The sequence below is a fragment of the Kitasatospora sp. NPDC057518 genome (genome assembly GCF_042802075.1).
Classification (GTDB): Bacteria; Actinomycetota; Actinomycetes; order Streptomycetales; family Streptomycetaceae; genus Kitasatospora.
Map to the genome: position 1 here is coordinate 1 of NZ_JBHVEU010000239.1, position 13,948 is coordinate 13,948.

The window sequence follows — 13,948 nt, forward strand, 5'->3', positions numbered from 1 at the left end:
GGTCCGCGAGGAGCGCCGTACCAAGGAGCTGGAGAAGGCCCGCCGCAAGGGGGTAAGGAGGAACGTTTACGCACTCAGCGGGTAGCGCGTGTCCAGGTCGCGGAAGACCGCCCCGTTGAGCACGAAGGCCCGCTTGCACTCCTCGACCACCCGGCGCCGCTCGACCTCGTCCATCGCCTCCCCGGCCGCGTCCAGCTTCGCCCGGTACTCGCGCTTGAAGGCGGCCGGGTTGTCGACCTCCTCGAAGACGTAGAACCGCACGCCGTCGCCCTTGCGCTCGAAGCCCCAGGTCTTCTCCGCTATGCCCCGGATGATCTGACCGCCCGACAGGTCGCCCAGGTAGCGGGTGTAGTGGTGCGCGAGGTACCCGGCCGGCCACTCGGCGGCCAGCTCCTCCAGCCGGGCGACGTACGCGGCGGTGGCCGGCAGCGGGGCCAGGCCGTCCCGCCAGTCGGGCCCGCGCAGGTGCGCCAGGTCGCGCTCGATGGCGGCGGTGCGCAGCAGCGACCGGTCGATGAAGGGGCCCGCCAGCGGGTGCTCCGCGAGCTGCTCGGCCCGGTCCTCCAGGGCCCGGTAGACGTACCAGAGCTGGCCGGTGAGGTCGGCGTACGCCTCGATCCCGAGACCGCCGCCCAGCAGCCGGCTCATGAACGAGGACTGTTCGGCGGCCTCGTGCTCCTCGCTGCTGGCGGTGCGGAGCACGGTGGAGAACGGGGCGGGCGCGGGCGTGGGCATGCGGCCTCCAGGGTCCGGGATCGGCCGGTGGGAATCGGCTGAATGTGTGGTTAGCCTAACCTAACTTCACGTCTTGCCGACAGGCTGTCGGCAAGACGTCCCGTCCCCGGACACGACAGAGGCCGGGGTCCGCGGACGAATCCGCGAACCCCGGCCCCGGGCTGTCCCGACCTGCCTCCGACCGTCCCCGGCCGAGTGGGATCGGAACGACGGCTCAGTGGCCGCCCTGCTCCGCCAGACGCTTGATCGAAGCGGTGACCTCGGCCTCGGCCTCGGCGCGGCCGACCCAGTTGGCGCCCTCGACGGACTTGCCCGGCTCCAGGTCCTTGTAGACCTCGAAGAAGTGCTGGATCTCCAGGCGGTCGAACTCCGACACGTGGTGGATGTCGCGCAGGTGCTCCCAGCGCGGGTCCGTCGCCGGGACGCAGAGCAGCTTGTCGTCGCCGCCGGCCTCGTCGGTCATCTGGAACATGCCGATGGCGCGGCACTTGATGAGGCAACCCGGGAAGGTCGGCTCGTCCAGGATGACCAGGGCGTCCAGCGGGTCGCCGTCCTCGCCGAGCGTGCCCTCGACGTAGCCGTAGTCGGCCGGGTAGCGGGTCGAGGTGAAGAGCATCCGGTCGAGCCGCAGACGGCCGGTCTCGTGGTCGACCTCGTACTTGTTACGAGAGCCCTTCGGGATTTCGATAAGGACGTCGAACTCCAACGGTTCCTCCAAGGTAGGGACTGACAGAATCCAAGTGTCTCCTACGGGAGCGGGTGCTCGGGAAAGGGGCCGGTCGGTGGGCACAGGGGGAGGGGCGGCGGGCCGCCGCGGGGGGACGGCCGCGGGGCTGTTCGGAGCGGCGCTCCTGGTCGTCGGTACGGTCCTGACCTCGGGTGGTGCGGTCGCGCAGCCGGCCCCGCCGCCGGGCGGGCACAGCGCCGGGCCGGGCGAGGGCGAGGACCACGACGGACCGAACGGCCACGGCGGGAGGAAGGGCGAGCACGGGAAGGGCGGCGCCGGTCCCCGGTCGAACGACGACCCGGGCGCCGCACCCGCCCGTCGGGCCGCGCCGCCCGCCGCGCCCACGCCCGCGGCCTCCGTGCCCGGCGCCTCCGTGCCCGCCACCGGGGGTGGCGACGCGTCCGCTGCGCGCCCGGCCCCCGCGCCGGGCGCCGTCCTGGCCGCCGTCGAGGGCGGCCCGGGCGCCGCCGTCCCCACCGCGCAGGGCCTCCGGCAGGCGCTCGCCGCCGTGCTCGCCGACAAGAACCTCGGCGAGGTCACCTTCGCCGTCGCGGACGCCGGCACCGGCCAACTCCTGTACGGCTCCGGGGAGAACACCCCGGCCACCCCCGCCTCCACCACCAAGCTGGCCACCGCGGTCGCGGCCCTGTCCCTCATCCCGGGCGACACCCGGCTGCACACCCGGGTGGTCCAGGGCGCGGCCCCGGGCACCATCACCCTGGTCGGCGGCGGCGACCCGACGCTCACCGCGCTGCCCGCCGACCAGGTGCAGATCGGCGGTCAGCCGGCCGACGCCGACACCGCCCCCGCCTCACTGGACTCCCTCGCCCAGCAGACCGCCGACAGCCTCAAGGGCCTCGGCACCACGACGGTCCAGCTGGACTACGACCTGTCGATGTACGCGGGCGGCCCGCAGCACAGGAACCACGACGCTCAGAACATCGCCCTGGTGGTCCCGCTGATGGTGGACGAGGCCAAGGCGGACCCGAAGAGCCGGGAGGACGCGCCGGACCGGGTCGCCGACCCGGCGGCCGCGGCCGCCGAGGCCTTCGCCGCGCTGCTCCGGGCCCGCGGCATCACCGTGACGGGCAAGGCCGGCCCCGCCGCCGCGCCCGCGCCCGCCCCGACCGCCACCGGCACGGCGCCCCTCGGCGACGTCTTCTCGCCGACCGTCGCCCGGCTGGTCGAACGCCTGCTGACCACCTCCGACAACCAGCTCGCCGAGGCGATCGCCCGTCAGGTCGCCATCGCCGCCCACCAGCCCGCGAGCTTCGAGGGCGCCGCGGCCGCCGTCACCCAGGAGCTCACCCGGCTCGGCGTGCCGATGGGCACCGTGGTCCTCAACGACGGCAGCGGCCTGCACCCGGGCAACGCGATACCGCCCGCCGTCCTGGTCCGACTCCTCGCGCTGGCCGCCTCCGAGCAGCACCCCGCCCTGCGCCCGGTGCTCACCGGCCTCCCGGTCGCCGGCTTCACCGGCACCCTCAACAAGCGCTACGGCTCCGGGTCCGGCGCCGCCGACGCGGCCGGCCTGATCCGCGCCAAGACCGGCACCCTCAGCGGCGTCAACACCCTCGCGGGCACCGTCGTCGACGCCGACGGCCGCCTGCTCGCCTTCGCCGTCATGACCCGTACCGCCGCCCCCGCCGACACCGCCCGCGCCGCGATGGACCGCGTCGCCGCCCGCCTCACCACCTGCGGCTGCCACTGACCCGCCGCCGCCCTTCAACAACCCCGCCGCCGCCCTTCAACGGCCCCGGCCCGGCGGCCCGGAGGCACCCCGCCGCCGCGCACCGGTCCGCCGCCCGCCACCGGCCGCGGCCGGAGACCGGTGGGGCCGGGGCCCGTTGGGGAGAGGTGTTCGCGGCGGGTGGCTGCCGTTGGTGGTGGGGAGCACGTACGGTGAGGGCATGACGAGCGCGAGTGGCGGTGCTGACATGGTCGACTGGAACCTCGCGGTCGCAACCGCGACCAGGTTGGTGCGGCCGGGTCCGGAAGTGAGCCGGGAGGAAGCGGCGGCGGTGGTCGCCGAGCTGCGCCGGCACGCCCTGGAGGCGGAGGAGCACGTGCGGGCGTTCACCGGCATGCGTTCGTCCAGCCTGTCCCAGGCCGCGGCGACGCCGGTGCTGGTGGTGGACCGTCCGGGGTGGATCCGGGCCAACGTGGCGGGCTTCCGCACGGTCGTCCAGCCGCTGGTGGAGAAGCTCCAGGCGCGTCGGGCGAACAGCACGGCGGCCGGGGTGTTCGGCGCGGTGGGCGAGAAGGCGACCGGGATCGAGGTCGGGGCGCTGCTGGCGTTCCTGTCCACCAAGGTGCTGGGCCAGTACGAGACCTTCGCCCCGGCCGAGCCCCCGCTGGAGGCGCCGGACAGCCCGGCGGCGCTGTTCGACAAGCCGCGGCTGGGGCCGGAGGGCCCCGGGCCGGGCCGGCTGCTGCTGGTGGCGCCGAACATCGTGCACGTCGAGCGGGAGCTGGACGTCGACCCGTCCGACTTCCGGCTCTGGGTCTGCCTGCACGAGGAGACGCACCGGACGCAGTTCACCGCGGTGCCGTGGCTGCGTGACCACATCCAGTCCGAGGTGCAGTCCTTCCTCGCCGAGACGGACGTCGACCCGGGCGCCCTGCTGGAGCGGCTGCGGGACGCGGCGGGTTCGCTCGGCGGCCTGCCGGGTGGCGGCAGCCGGGAGGGCGCCTCCTCCGGGAACCTGCTGGAGATCGTCCAGTCGCCCGCGCAGCGCGAGATCCTCGGCCGGCTGACGGCCGTGATGTCGCTGCTGGAGGGCCACGCGGACGTGGTGATGGACGGCGTCGGGCCGGCCGTGGTGCCGACGGTCGCCGAGATCCGGGAGAAGTTCCAGCAGCGCCGGGACCGCGGCGCCAACCGGCTCGACCTGCTGCTGCGCCGGCTGCTCGGCATGGACGCGAAGCTGCGCCAGTACCAGGACGGCGCGGTGTTCGTGCGCGGGGTGGTGGAGCAGGTCGGCATGGAGGGGTTCAACCGGGTGTGGACCTCCCCGAACACCCTGCCCACCAAGGACGAGATCCACGACCCGGCCGCCTGGGTGGCCCGGGTGGCCCGCTGAGCGCGGTCGTGACGCGGGCGCGCCGTACGCCGGACGGCAAGCGGCGCGCGCCGGTCAAACCCGCTCGTACGAGTGGTCCAATCAGGCCGACGACGAGTGAAGAAGCGTTTCTTCATTCACCCGAACGTGGGACGGTCGACCTGCCGGGGGCGCGGGTGGCGTAGTGGGTGGCCACTATCTGCCACCATCTGTGAGCGCCCGGTAACCGGGTGCTCATGCGGGTGCGCGGTCCCCGCCGCGTCCGCCGCACGTCCTGTCCCCCCTCCGTCGAGGAGTCGTCCGCCGTGGGTCCTCACCCCGCCGTCGCCGCGATACGCCTGGCCGTTCGCCGTACGCTCACCGACCTCGCCGCCGAGGCCGGTTCCACCTTCACCGCGCCGGTGCGCCGGCCCCGGGAGCGCCCGGCCGGGGCGCCGCTGGTGGGTGCCGCGGTCGGCACCACCCTGATCGGCAACGCCGCGCGCCACCCCTCCGGGCTGCCCCGGACCCCGGCCGCGCCCGGCTCGCCGCTGGTCCTGGTCGCGGTCAGCGGCGGCGCCGACTCGATGGCGCTGGCCATCGCCGCCGCCTTCGAAGCCCCCAAGATCGGCCTGCGGGTCGGTGCCGTCACCGTCGACCACGGCCTCCAGGCGGGATCCGCCGAGCGCGCCGCCCAGGTGGCCGACCGGCTGCGCAGCCTCGGCCTCGACCCGGTGGAGGCGGTCCCGGTCCGGGTCGGCCGCGCCGGGGGCCCGGAGGCCGCCGCCCGGGACGCCCGCTACGCCGCCCTGGACGCGGCCGCCGACCGCCACGGCGCGATCGCGGTGCTGCTCGGCCACACCCGGGACGACCAGGCCGAGACCGTGCTGCTGGGCCTGGCCCGCGGCTCCGGCTCCCGCTCGCTGGCCGGGATGCCCGCCCAGAAGGGCCGCTACCGCCGCCCGCTGCTGGAGCTGGACCGGGCGGCCACCCGGCAGGCCTGCGCCGCCCAGTCGATCCCGGTCTGGGACGACCCGCACAACTGTGATCCCGCCTACACCCGCTCCCGGGTCCGCCACGAGGTGCTGCCGGTCCTGGAGAAGCACCTGGGCGGCGGGGTGGTCGAGGCGCTGGCCCGCACCGCCCGGCTGTTCCGCGACGACGCCGACGCCCTCGACCAGTGGGCCGCACTGGCCGAACGCGACCTCCGTACGGGCGACGGCGCCCTGGACGCCGTGAAGCTGGCCGAACTGCCGCCCGCGGTGCGCCGCCGGGTGCTGCGCCGGGCCGCGCTGCGGGCGGGCTGTCCGGCCGGGGACCTGTTCGCCCGGCACCTGGAGACGATCGACCTGCTGGTCACCGGATGGCGCGGACAGGGCCCGCTGCACCTACCCGGGGGCGTCGAGGCCACCCGCAGGTGTGGCACGCTGGTCTTTCGGCGGCAGGGCGACTGACGGGCGAGGCATGCCCAGGGGGAGCCGACCGCCGGCCACACAGACCCCGAACGTTTGAGGACGTATCCCCGGTGGACCAGAACGACATGGGCGCTGACCTCGCGAAGGTGCTCATCAGCAAGGACGAGATCGACGCCAAGCTCCTGGAGCTGGCCGAGCGAATCGACCGGGACTACGCAGGCAAGGACCTGCTGATCGTCGGCGTCCTCAAGGGGGCTGTGATGGTCATGGCCGACCTGGCCCGGACCCTGCACTCGCAGGTCACCATGGACTGGATGGCCGTCTCCTCGTACGGGATGGGCACCAAGTCCTCCGGTGTGGTGCGGATCCTGAAGGACCTGGACACCGACATCGCCGGCCGTGACGTCCTGATCGTCGAGGACATCATCGACTCCGGTCTGACGCTGTCCTGGCTGCTCGGCAACCTGGGCTCGCGCGGTCCGGCCTCGCTGGAGGTCTGCGCGCTGCTCCGCAAGCCGGACGCCGCCAAGGTCGAGATCGACGTCAAGTACGTCGGCTTCGACATCCCCAACGAGTTCGTGGTCGGCTACGGCCTGGACTACGCGGAGAAGCTGCGCAACCTCCCCTTCATCGGGACCCTCGCCCCGCACGTCTACGGCGGCTGACGGCCCCGTTCGGGTTACGGGCGGGAACAGTAGGCCGTTCCCGCCCGTTGGACCCCCGGGGACAAAGAACCACAGCCGTCTCGCCGTGCTCCCGCCATGGGTGGGTCCGACTGCGGTACGGTCCAATAAACCGCTCTTCACATGAGCACCAATCGGATTGCGCCGCGGCCCAACAGCCCCCCGGCGCCGTTGAGTGGCAGGAGGGACGGGGCGGCAACGCCCCGCATGGATGGACGTCAAGCGATACTTCCGTGCGCCGATCATGTGGATCGTGCTGGCCGTCCTCGCCGTCATCGTGCTGATGCAGGTCGTTTCGGACTCCAACGGCTACAAGACGGTGGACACCGGTCAGGTCGTCGCGGCGATCGACGCGCACAACGTCAAGTCGGCGCAGATCACCACCGGTGACTCGAACACGATCAAGATCCAGCTCAAGGACGGCGCCACGCTGCCCAGTGCCGGAACGGGCAAGACCCCGTCCGGTACCAAGTTCCAGGCCTCTTACATCGGCGACCAGGGTGTCGCCATCGCCGACAAGCTCCAGGCCCAGGTCAACGACAAGGACGCGAGCACGCTCGCCGAGGGCTACACGATCAGCCCGGAGAAGCAGAGCACCTTTGTCAGCCTGCTGCTGTCGATGCTCCCGATCGTGATCATCGTCCTGGTCTTCCTGTTCCTGATGAACCAGATGCAGGGCGGCGGCTCCAGGGTCATGCAGTTCGGCAAGTCCAAGGCCAAGCTGCTCACCAAGGACACCCCGAAGACCACCTTCGCCGACGTCGCCGGCGCGGACGAGGCGGTCGAGGAGCTCCACGAGATCAAGGAGTTCCTCCAGGAGCCGGCCAAGTTCCAGGCCGTCGGCGCCAAGATCCCCAAGGGCGTGCTGCTCTACGGCCCGCCCGGCACCGGCAAGACCCTGCTGGCCCGCGCCGTCGCGGGCGAGGCCGGGGTGCCCTTCTACTCCATCTCCGGCTCGGACTTCGTCGAGATGTTCGTCGGTGTCGGCGCCAGCCGCGTCCGCGACCTCTTCGAGCAGGCCAAGGCGAACGCCCCGGCGATCGTCTTCGTCGACGAGATCGACGCCGTCGGCCGGCACCGCGGTGCGGGCCTCGGCGGCGGCCACGACGAGCGCGAGCAGACCCTCAACCAGCTGCTGGTCGAGATGGACGGCTTCGACGTCAAGGGCGGCGTGATCCTGATCGCCGCGACCAACCGCCCCGACATCCTGGACCCGGCGCTGCTGCGCCCGGGCCGCTTCGACCGCCAGATCGCGGTCGAGCGCCCCGACCTCCAGGGCCGGCTGGACATCCTCAAGGTGCACCAGAAGGGCAAGCCGATCGCGCCCGACGTCGACCTGTCGGCCGTCGCCAAGCGCACCCCCGGCTTCACCGGTGCCGACCTGTCGAACGTCCTCAACGAGGCGGCGCTGCTGACCGCCCGCTCGGACAAGAAGCTGATCGACAACGGCATCCTGGACGAGGCGATCGACCGCGTCGTGGCCGGTCCGCAGAAGCGCACGCGGATCATGTCCGACCGGGAGAAGAAGATCACCGCGTACCACGAGGGCGGCCACGCCCTGGTCGCGGCGGCCTGCCAGTACAGCGACCCGGTGCACAAGATCACCATCCTGTCCCGCGGCCGGGCCCTCGGCTACACCATGGTGCTGCCGGACGAGGACAAGTACTCCACCACCCGCAACGAGATGCTCGACCAGCTCGCCTACATGATGGGTGGGCGCGCGGCGGAGGAGCTGGTCTTCCACGACCCGACCACCGGTGCCTCGAACGACATCGAGAAGGCCACCGCGACGGCCCGGGCCATGGTCACCCAGTACGGCATGACCGAGCGCCTCGGCGCGATCAAGTTCGGCTCGGACAACTCGGAGCCGTTCCTCGGCCGCGAGATGGGCCACCAGCGCGACTACTCGGAAGAGGTCGCCGGGCTGGTCGACGAAGAGGTCAAGAAGCTCATCGACACGGCGCACAACGAGGCCTGGGAGATCCTGGTCGAGAACCGCGACGTGCTCGACAACCTGGTCCTGGAGCTCCTGGAGAAGGAGACCCTGAACAAGGAGCAGATCGCCGAGGTCTTCGCCCCGATCGTCAAGCGCCCGACCCGGCCGGCCTGGACGGGCTCCGCCCGCCGCACGCCGTCCACCCGGCCTCCGGTGCAGTCCCCGAAGGAGCTGGCGCTCACCAACGGCGCCGCCTCCGGCGAGGCCGCTCCGGTGGACGTTGTGAAGCTCCCGCCGCTGCCGGCCACCGAGCCGCCGACCGAGGGCTGACCCCCGCTCCGTAGGGAATGGATGCCGCGTCACCAGGGTTTGTACCCTGGAGGCGCGGCATCCGTGCTGTTCAGCCAGAGTCTTCCGATACATAAGCGAGGCCCGCATGATCGACCCGGTGACCTTCGACGGTCCGCCCGCCGTCGGTACCTTCGACCAGAAGCGGGCCGAGAACGCCATCCGCGAGCTGCTCCTCGCCGTCGGGGAGGACCCGGACCGCGAGGGCCTGCTGGAGACCCCGGCCCGGGTGGCGCGCGCCTACAAGGAGATATTCGCGGGCCTGTGGCAGGAGCCCGAGGACGTCCTCACCACCACCTTCGACCTCGGCCACGACGAGATGGTGCTGGTCAAGGACATCGAGCTGACCTCGGTCTGCGAGCACCACCTGGTGCCGTTCCGCGGCGTGGCCCACGTCGGGTACATCCCGTCCACCAGCGGCAAGATCACCGGGCTGTCCAAGCTCGCCCGGCTGGTCGACGTCTACGCCCGCCGGCCGCAGGTGCAGGAGCGGCTGACCAGCCAGGTCGCCGACGCGCTGATGCGGATCCTGGAGCCGCGCGGGGCGATCGTCGTGGTCGAGTGCGAGCACATGTGCATGTCGATGCGCGGCATCCGCAAGCCCGGCGCCAAGACCATCACCTCCTGCGTGCGCGGCCAGCTGCGCGACCCGGCCACCCGGGCCGAGGCGATGAGCCTCATCATCGGCCGGTAGGGCGCCGGCCGGGCCGACGGTTCAGGAACCGGGCACCTCGTGCTCCGCGTGCGGCGGAGCCGGGGTGCCCAGCGCGTTGCGGTGCTCGGGCATCCGCAGCGTGACCATCCGGCGCCAGCCGTAGGCGCGGTCGTACAGGTGGAGCGCGCGCACCCCGAGGGTGATCAGGGCGAGCTGCCAGCGCGGCCAGCGCAGGATCCGGGCCATCCGGGCGGTGACGGCGAGGCCGACGTCCCGGTAGGTGCGGACCTCGCCCCGGGCGCTGGTCTCCAGGGCGTGCCGGACGTACGGGCCGTGGCCCTCGGAGATCAGCCGCAGCAGCTCCTCGTGGCAGTAGGCGAGGTGGTCGTCCTCGTCGGCGGAGATCACCCGCATCGCCCGGCCGAGGGCCGGGTTGTCCGCGTACGCCCTGACCAGCTGCCGCATCTGCTCGGCGGCGCGCTGCTCGGTGACCCGGCTGTGCGCGAGGTAGGTGATGAGCTCGCGGTCGGTCAGCGGGACGTCGCTGTTCAGCCGTTCGTGCGAGAGGCCGATGCCCTGGCGCTCCAGCAGCATGCAGTAGTCGGTCTCGTCGGGCACGGGCACCTTGGGCAGGCCGCGCCGGTTCAGCAGCTGGGCGAAGATCCGGCCGTGCTTGCGCTCGTCGGCACCGTGCCGGGCGACCTTCGGGGCGAGGACCGGGTCCCGGGTGAGGGCGGCGATCCGCTCGTTCTCCCAGCCGCCCTGGTCCTCGCCGCCGGCCGCGATGCTGCAGAACAGCTGGTACGCCTGGTCGTTGCGGTAGATCTCGTCGAAGAGCGAGCGGGTGCTCAGCACAGTGCCTCCTGCGCGGGTCCGGGGGCGCCCGGCGGGGGCCGACGGGCGGTCGCGATACGTTCCCCCGGGCCGCCGGCCGGGCGGGCCGACCGGCGGGTAGTCACCCACGTGCGCTAGCCGAGGTGCGAGCCCAGCCATTCGAGGGTGGCCGGCAGCTCCCTGGTCCAGCTGTCGAAGTTGTGCCCGCCGTCGTCCAGGTAGAGCGAGTCGATCTTGAACTGGGGGTTGGCCGCCGCGGTCCTGGTGGCGAGGTCGACGAACTGGACGGTCTGCGGGTAGTCCCCCTCCGCGCGGGTGGAGACCGCCAGCACGTTGAGCGCCGGGACCGGCAGGTTCTGCAGCCGCCAGCCGAGGTCGTGCTGCTGGGCCAGCGCCTTGTCGCCGTTGAAGAGGTCGCCGCCGGTGTAGTTGTCCTGGCGCACGGTGAAGTCGCCGTGCAGGCTCGCCGCGCTGCCGTAGACGTTCGGGAAGCGCATCGCCAGGCGCAGCGCGCAGCTGCCGCCGGTGGAGTAGCCGAGGGTGCCCCAGGAGCCGGCCGTGCGGCCGACCCGGTAGGCGCTGAGGATGGCCTCGGGGACGTCCTTGACGAACCAGGTCTCGGTGCGCGGCCCGCCGGGGACGTCCACGCACTCGGTGTCCCGGGACGGGACGACCGCCGGGCGGGCCATCACCAGGACGGTCGGCGGCATCTTGCCGGAGCGCTGCAGCTCGATCGCGGTCTGGGCGAGGGGCAGCTCGTGCAGCAGGTTCAGGGTGGTGCCCGGGTAGCCGGCGATGGCCAGCAGGACGGGGAAGCGGACCAGGGTGAGCTTCGGGTCGAAGTACGCGGGCGGCAGGTAGACGAACATCTGGTCGGAGAAGCCCGTCTCCTTGCCGCTCACCCGGACCGACTCGATCCTGCCGACCTCCTCGGGCGGGCCCTTCGGCAGGTTGGTGATGGTCTCCAGGCCGCCCTCGGTGGTGGGCTGGACCAGCGCGTCGGGGACCGGGGTGCCGCCCCTGCGGTTCTCGTTGCCGGCCAGCGCGAGCTTGGCGCCGCCGGGGCTGAGCAGGTCGTCCCAGGAGGTGTAGAACCCGAAGGAGTTGTTCACCGACAGCGCGAGCACGGCCAGGACCGAGGCTTGAACGACCGTCAGTAACCCGATCCGGCCGAGCACCGGCAGCGGACGTTGCGGCGCCAGCCGCGGCCAGAGCCACAGGGTCGTGACGACCGCCGCGGCGCCGAGTGCGAGAAGCGAGTTCACCAGCGCGTCGCTGGTCAGTTCCATGCCGTCGGCCTTCCGGTGGGACACTGTCGGTGCAGGCTTCATCGTCTGGCGGTCCGTCAGGCCGGGCCACCGTGGCTAGGCTGTCCGGATGCCCGGGCGGGCTGGTAGGGCGGGGAGAGCCGGAGGCAACCGGCGCCCTAGAATGCGGCGTCCACCGTACGTAACGCGTCCCGGAGGGTCCCGTCGCGCCACGCTGCGGCGGGCCCCCGGCTCCCACCGCCGGCTCAACCCGCAGCGCGACCACGGCCCCGGTTTACCGACCGTTTCCGGGTCCTTGGTATGCGCATTGCCTGATGAAGGAATAGGCATGAAGGTCCATCACGCGTCCTCCCCCGGAGTGACCGGACACCGCACCGCAGCCTCTACGCTGAGCTTCCATGAGCGTTCCCGTGTCCGTTGAGCCGAGCCCCGAGCAGCCGCCGCGCCGTCGCCGCGGCCTGCAGACGCTGCGCAACCAGGCGTCCGCCGTCCCGAGGGCCTGGCTCCCCGGAGCGGTCGGCTACGCCTGTCTGCTGATCGGGCTCGTGGACATCGCCAGCGCGGTGTTCCCCAGGCTCCGGCACACGAAGGTGCACACCTTCGCGGGGCAGCTGCCGGGCGGCACCACCAGCCTGGCGGCGGTCGGCGCGCTGATGGTCGGCATCCTGCTGGTGCCGCTGGCGCACGCGCTGCGCCGGCGCAAGCGGCGGGCCTGGCGGGCGGTCTGCGTGCTGCTGCCGGTCAGCGCCGGGCTGCACATCGTGCGCTGGCACCAGATCGGCCCGGCGGTCGTCTCGCTGGTGGTCCTCGCCGTGATGCTGGTCCACCAGCGCGAGTTCTACGCCAAGGCCGACCCGCGCACCCGCTGGCGGGCGGTGGTCAACCTGGTCGTCATGGGCGTCCTCAGCGTGCTGCTCGGCCTGCTGATCGTGAGCACCCGGACCAAGTACGAGATCGGCCACCCGGGCCTGACCGAGCGCCTGCAGCACGTCGGGTACGGACTGTTCGGCTTCGAGGGCCCGATCCGGTACAACAACGTCCGGATGTCCGACCTGGTCGCCTACCTGCTCGGCGGGCTCGGCCTGCTGACCGCCTTCACCACCGCGTACCTGGCGCTGCGCCCGGGCAAGCCGAAGCCCGAGCTGACGGCGGAGGACGAGGAGAAGGTCCGCGAGCTGCTCAAGCGGCACGGCGAGCGCGACTCGCTCGGCTACTTCGCGCTGCGCCGCGACAAGAGCGTGCTGTTCTCGCCCACCGGCAAGGCCGCGATCTCCTACCGGGTGGTCTCCGGCGTGATGCTGGCCTCCGGCGACCCGGTCGGCGACGTCGAGGCCTGGCCGGGCGCGATCAAGGTGTTCATGGCCGAGGCCCGCGAGCACGCCTGGGTGCCGGCCGTGATGGGGTGCAGCGAGGTCGGCGGCGAGGTCTGGACCCGCGAGGCGGGCCTGGACGCGCTGGAGCTGGGCGACGAGGCGATCGTGGACACCGCGTCCTTCTCGCTCTCCGGCCGGGCCATGCGCAACGTGCGCCAGATGGTCAAGCGGATCGAGCGCAACGGCTACTCCTGCCAGGTGCGCCGGGTCTCCGAGCTCACCGTGGAGGAGAAGTACCGGATCGCCGACGCCGCCGCCCGCTGGCGCGGCACCGACACCGAGCGCGGCTTCTCGATGGCCCTCGGCCGTTTCGGCGACCCGCTGGACGACGACTGCGTGGTGGTCACCGCCCACAAGGCCCCGGAGGAGGGCGAGGAGGGCGACGACCTGAAGGCCGTGCTGCACTTCGTGCCCTGGGGGCCGGACGGCATCTCGCTGGAGCTGATGCGCCGCGACCGCGCCGCCGACCCGGGCCTGAACGAGCTGCTGATCGTCGCCGCGCTGCAGGCGGTGCCCGCGATGGGCGTGCGCCGGGTGTCGCTCAACTTCGCGATGTTCCGCTCGGCGCTGGCCCGCGGCGAGCGGATCGGCGCCGGCCCGGTGCTGCGCGCCTGGCGGGGGCTGCTGGTGTTCCTGTCGCGCTGGTTCCAGATCGAGTCGCTGTACAAGTTCAACGCCAAGTTCCAGCCCGAGTGGGAGCCGCGCTTCCTGGTCTTCCCGAGCACCCGAGACCTGCCCCGGATCGGCTTCGCCGCGATGCAGGCGGAGGCCTTCATCACGCTCGGGATGCCGCGTTTCGGCCGTCGGCGCCAGCGCGAGGGGCTGATGCCGGTCCCGTCGACCCGTGAGGTCACCGAGGCCGCCTGAGGCCCGTCGCGGGCCTTCGGGGCCGCGACGGCACGGAACGGGGCCCCCGCCGAGAATCCTCGGCGG

11 protein-coding genes are annotated in these 13,948 nt (G+C 72.6%); 7 read left to right on the forward strand and 4 right to left on the reverse strand.

All coding sequences use genetic code 11. The features are described from left to right. Window positions 1–66 precede the first annotated feature (66 nt). The gene (locus ACFU7Z_RS23555; RefSeq protein WP_049660339.1) at window positions 67–735 is read right to left on the reverse strand and encodes a heme oxygenase (biliverdin-producing); all 669 of its coding nucleotides are present in this window, start codon (window positions 733–735) and stop codon (window positions 67–69) included. Between the two features lie 214 nt (window positions 736–949). Further along, a complete protein-coding gene (locus ACFU7Z_RS23560; RefSeq protein ID WP_030244505.1) occupies window positions 950–1,441 on the reverse strand; it encodes an inorganic diphosphatase in 492 nt (163 codons plus the stop codon). Between the two features lie 76 nt (window positions 1,442–1,517). Between ACFU7Z_RS23560 and dacB the strand changes: the two genes are divergently transcribed. The 6 genes from dacB to folE all read left to right on the forward strand — a co-directional run bounded on the left by dacB (window position 1,518) and on the right by folE (window position 9,579). Continuing rightward, entirely contained in the window at window positions 1,518–3,173 is a 1,656-nt protein-coding gene (gene dacB, locus ACFU7Z_RS23565) for a D-alanyl-D-alanine carboxypeptidase/D-alanyl-D-alanine-endopeptidase (RefSeq protein ID WP_380779427.1), read from the forward strand. Window positions 3,174–3,372: 199 nt separating this feature from the next. Continuing rightward, entirely contained in the window at window positions 3,373–4,545 is a 1,173-nt protein-coding gene (locus ACFU7Z_RS23570) for a zinc-dependent metalloprotease (protein ID WP_049659916.1), read from the forward strand. Window positions 4,546–4,829: 284 nt separating this feature from the next. Next, window positions 4,830–5,957: a tRNA lysidine(34) synthetase TilS gene (tilS, locus tag ACFU7Z_RS23575; protein ID WP_074006435.1), complete on the forward strand. Its 1,128-nt coding sequence runs from the start codon at window positions 4,830–4,832 to the stop codon at window positions 5,955–5,957. A gap of 71 nt (window positions 5,958–6,028) precedes the next feature. Further along, complete coding sequence (gene hpt, locus ACFU7Z_RS23580; RefSeq protein ID WP_049654051.1) at window positions 6,029–6,583, forward strand: hypoxanthine phosphoribosyltransferase; 555 nt, start codon at window positions 6,029–6,031, stop codon at window positions 6,581–6,583. Between the two features lie 229 nt (window positions 6,584–6,812). After that, window positions 6,813–8,867, forward strand: a complete 2,055-nt coding sequence (gene ftsH, locus ACFU7Z_RS23585) for an ATP-dependent zinc metalloprotease FtsH (protein ID WP_074006436.1) — start codon at window positions 6,813–6,815, stop codon at window positions 8,865–8,867. A 106-nt stretch (window positions 8,868–8,973) separates the two neighbouring features. Then, window positions 8,974–9,579: a GTP cyclohydrolase I FolE gene (folE, locus tag ACFU7Z_RS23590; protein WP_049654054.1), complete on the forward strand. Its 606-nt coding sequence runs from the start codon at window positions 8,974–8,976 to the stop codon at window positions 9,577–9,579. 21 nt (window positions 9,580–9,600) lie between these two features. On the opposite strand, the gene ACFU7Z_RS23595 is transcribed toward folE, so the two are convergent. Continuing rightward, a complete protein-coding gene (locus ACFU7Z_RS23595) occupies window positions 9,601–10,395 on the reverse strand; it encodes a ferritin-like domain-containing protein (RefSeq protein WP_049654056.1) in 795 nt (264 codons plus the stop codon). 113 nt (window positions 10,396–10,508) lie between these two features. After that, a complete protein-coding gene (locus tag ACFU7Z_RS23600) occupies window positions 10,509–11,663 on the reverse strand; it encodes an alpha/beta hydrolase (RefSeq protein ID WP_380779429.1) in 1,155 nt (384 codons plus the stop codon). A 377-nt stretch (window positions 11,664–12,040) separates the two neighbouring features. On the opposite strand from ACFU7Z_RS23600, the gene ACFU7Z_RS23605 reads away from it, so the two are divergent. Next, a complete protein-coding gene (locus tag ACFU7Z_RS23605) occupies window positions 12,041–13,882 on the forward strand; it encodes a phosphatidylglycerol lysyltransferase domain-containing protein (protein ID WP_380741892.1) in 1,842 nt (613 codons plus the stop codon). The last annotated feature ends 66 nt before the right edge of the window (window positions 13,883–13,948 follow it).